Source organism: Dietzia maris (genome assembly GCF_014144855.1).
GTDB lineage: Bacteria > Actinomycetota > Actinomycetes > Mycobacteriales > Mycobacteriaceae > Dietzia > Dietzia kunjamensis.
On record NZ_JAALDN010000088.1, the window covers coordinates 1 to 3,428 of the forward strand.

The 3,428-nt window shown below is 73.2% G+C and carries 4 protein-coding genes; all 4 read right to left on the reverse strand.

The features are described 5' to 3' along the window. Window positions 1-339, reverse strand: a 339-nt coding sequence (locus G6024_RS03625) for a hypothetical protein (RefSeq protein ID WP_478213475.1), incomplete at its 3' end; no start/stop codon positions are given. A 4-nt stretch (window positions 340-343) separates the two neighbouring features. Next, a complete protein-coding gene (locus G6024_RS03630) occupies window positions 344-1,861 on the reverse strand; it encodes an MFS transporter (RefSeq protein ID WP_465284559.1) in 1,518 nt (505 codons plus the stop codon). A gap of 84 nt (window positions 1,862-1,945) precedes the next feature. Beyond that, window positions 1,946-2,779 (reverse strand): 1,6-dihydroxycyclohexa-2,4-diene-1-carboxylate dehydrogenase, encoded by an 834-nt coding sequence (locus G6024_RS03635; protein WP_159148058.1) that lies wholly within the window; start codon window positions 2,777-2,779, stop codon window positions 1,946-1,948. Next, on the reverse strand, window positions 2,776-3,428 hold a 653-nt coding region (locus G6024_RS03640; protein ID WP_159148060.1), incomplete at its 5' end, for a GntR family transcriptional regulator. The genes G6024_RS03635 and G6024_RS03640, both read right to left, overlap by 4 nt.

A 3,428-nucleotide genomic window follows, 5' to 3' on the forward strand; every position in this document is an offset into this window, starting at 1 on the left:
GGCCGTCTCTGCGGCCCCCGCTGCCCCGGCGACCCCGGCCGTCTCTGCGGCCCCTGCGCGACGTGGGGGTTCGGTGTCGGGCCGGGGCAGGCGCTCGAGGACCCGGGCGGCCACGACGAGCCTCGTGTCCTTCTCCCATGGCAGCGCCCGCACGAGCACCGAGGTGACCCCGGCGAGTTCGGCGACCACGGAATCGACGAGGTGGCTCTTGCCCCCACCGTCGGCGGCGGTGACCAGCACGGTCGTCGACCGCTTGCCCGCCACCGCGCCGTGGATCGAGTGGAGACGATCCGCGGCGCGGTGGTGACCGTAGCGGGGGACGGGGTGGGCGAAGGTCATGCGGTCAGCGTAGATCCGACCCGGCGTGCTCGACCGGTTCCGCGGCGACGGGCTCCCCGGCTCCCTCCCCGGCCACCGCTGTGGCCGGCGGGTCGAAGTCCAGCGGCGTGATCTCGTCGGGGACCGCGACGGGCTCGGACTGGGCGGGTGAGCGGGGCACGGCCAGAGTCAGGGCGGCGCCGGCGAGGGCGATCCCGCCGAACACGAGGAAGGAGGTGTCGGCCTCCAGTCCGGCGGCGACGAGGAATCCGCCGATGACGGGACCGAGGATGCCGCCGAGGCGTCCGAACCCCGCGCACCACGCCACACCCGCGGCGCGTGCGCCCGTCTCGTAGTAGTTGGAGACGAACCCGTACAGCAGGACCTGCGTGCCGATCGTGCCCATGCCGGCAGCCGCGACGAGGGCGACGACCAGGACGAACGGTGGGGACACGGTGATGGCGACCAGGGCCAGCGTGGCCAGGACGAAGGAGCAGGCGACGATCACGCGCGGCCCGTGCCGGTCGGCGAGCCACGAGGCCGCGAGACCGCCCACGATCGCGCCGCCGTTGAGGACGAGCAGGAAGCCGAGGGAGCTCTTGGCGTCGATGCCGTAGTTCTCCATGATCGTCGGCAGCCAGGTGTTGAGGCCGTAGGTGAGCAGCAGGCCGGCGAAGCTCATGAACCCCAGGAGCAGGGTGCCGAGGCGGTAGTCGGGGGACAGCAGGGCGGCGAAGCCGGTGCGGGCGACCACCTTGTCGTCGTCGTGGTCATCGCGAGGCGTCGTGTCGGCGGTGAGGGGCGCGCCCGGCGCCGCGGCCATCTCGAGCGGCAGGCCCCTGCTGGCGCACACCTCGGCGGCCTGGCGGGTGCGGCCGCGGGAGGCCAGCCACCGCGGGGACTCGGGGAGTGCGAACCAGGCGTAGGGAAGGACCAGCACCAGCGGGACGGCGCCGATGAGGAACAGGCCGCGCCATCCGATGTGGTCCCGCAGCACCATGGCCAGCGCCGAGGCCAGGACACCGCCGGCGGGGATCCCGCTGTAGACGACCGCGTTGAACAGGTTGCGACGCCCGGCGGGGGCGAACTCGGCGATGATCGCACCGGCAGTGGCGACGATGGCGCCGATCCCCAGCCCGGTGAGCAGGCGCAGGACGCCGAACGTGGTGATGTCGCGGGCGAACGCGGTGGCGGCCATCCCGACGGAGAACCAGGCGATGGAACCGAGCATGATCCGGCGTCGGCCGATGCGGTCACCGACCGCGCCGGCGGTGAGGGCGCCGATCATCACTCCGACGAGGGCGTACGAGCCGAGTGCGCCGGCCTGAGCCGCGCCGAGGGCGCCGATCTGGGTGGGGTCGGCCATGAGGGTGGGCAGGACGGCGCCGTAGACGACGAGGTCATAGCCGTCGAAGAGGATGGCGAGCGCCACCACGGCGAGGACACCGTAGACCGTGCGGCGGTGGGCGGGGGACTCCCACACCTCGGAGGCGGGGGCGGTCGTCCCGGGTGGGCTGGAGGGGACGGGGCGGCTGGAGGGCACAGGGGTGCTCGAGGACACGGAAGGGCTCCGTTCGGTGGGGGTGGGGGGAGAGGTGTGGGCGTTCAGACCGGGGTAGCAGGCGGTTCAGCCCTGGTCGCCGCCGGCGACGGGGAGGACGGATCCCGTGATGTAGGAGGCCTCGTCGGAGGCGAGGAAGCAGATCGGGGCGGCCTGCTCGTGGAGGGTGCCGTAGCGGCCCATCACGGTCGAGTCGACGGTCTGCTCGACGATCTCCGAGTACCAGGTCTTCTCCTGGTCGGTGCGGGCGTCGCCGCCACGGGAGATCCGTCGCTCGGGGGCGAGGGTGCCGCCGGGGGCGGTGGCCACCACCCGCACCCCGTGCGGCGCGGCTTCCAGCGCCAACGCCGAGGTGAGGCCGTTGACGCCGCCCTTGGAGGCGGCGTAGGGGACGCGGTTGACCCCGCGTGTGGCGACGGAGGAGACGTTGACGATCGTGCCCGCGCCCGCCGAGACCATGGACGGCAGGGCCGCCCGGCACATCCACAGCGTGGGGAACAGCGAGCGGCGGACCTCTGCCTCGATCTGCTCGGCCGAGTACTCGTGGTACGGCCGGGCCCAGATGGTGCCACCGACGTTGTTGATGAGCACGTCGATCCGACCGTGGGCGTCCAGCGCGGCGCGGGCCGAGGCCTCGGCACCCTCGAACGTCTCCAGGTCGGCCTCGACGGGCACGACCCGGTGACCGTCCGGGGACACCGCGGTCAGCTCGTCGGCGACCGTGCTGATGAGGTCGGCCCGGTCCACCACGGTGACCAGCCCGCCCTCGCGGACCACCCGGTCGGCGACGGTGCGGCCGATCCCCTGGACAGCGCCGGTGATGAGCACCGACCGGCCGGCGAAGCGACCGGGGGAGACGACGGGCGGGACGGGGTCGTACTCGCCGACGGGCGCGCTCACGACGCCGCCTCCACGGCCTGCTGGTCCAGTGCGGTGCGCATGGTGGCCTTGGCGTGTTCGCTGTGCCGGCGGATGAGGTACCGGGCGGCGTCGCGGTCGCCCGTCTCGAAGGCCGCGACGATCTCCAGGTGCTCGGGGACGATGTCCTCGGACACCCAGCGGGCGTCGGGCAGGACGCTGTTCATCACCTGGGTCACCTCCAGCATGCGGTAGGCCTGCAGCAGCGAGTCGTTGCCGGTGCAGCGGAACAGGAATTCGTGGAACTGGGCGTTCGCGGCGGTGAACCGTTCGGGGTCGAGGAAACGATCGCGCTCGATGTACTGGTTGGCAGACTCGGCGAGCATCCGGAACTCGGCGAGCCGGGCGTCGGCGAGACGTCCCATGGTCAGCTCGATCACGCCGAGCTCGAGCGCCATGCGGGCGTCGAACTGGGCGTCGGAGTGGCGGATCGCGGGGTGCACCTCGCCACTGACGACGCCGGGGGCCGACGTGATGGTCTCGGAGCGGTTCCCGCCGGCGAGGGACACCGTGGTAGTGGTGCCGGCGGTGGGCGCGGGTGACCTGGGCGCGAGCGTGACCTGCGGCGGGACGTAGCCGGCCGGGCGTGCGGCGATGGGCGCGGGGGATTCGGTCGCGCGGTCGGCGGGCG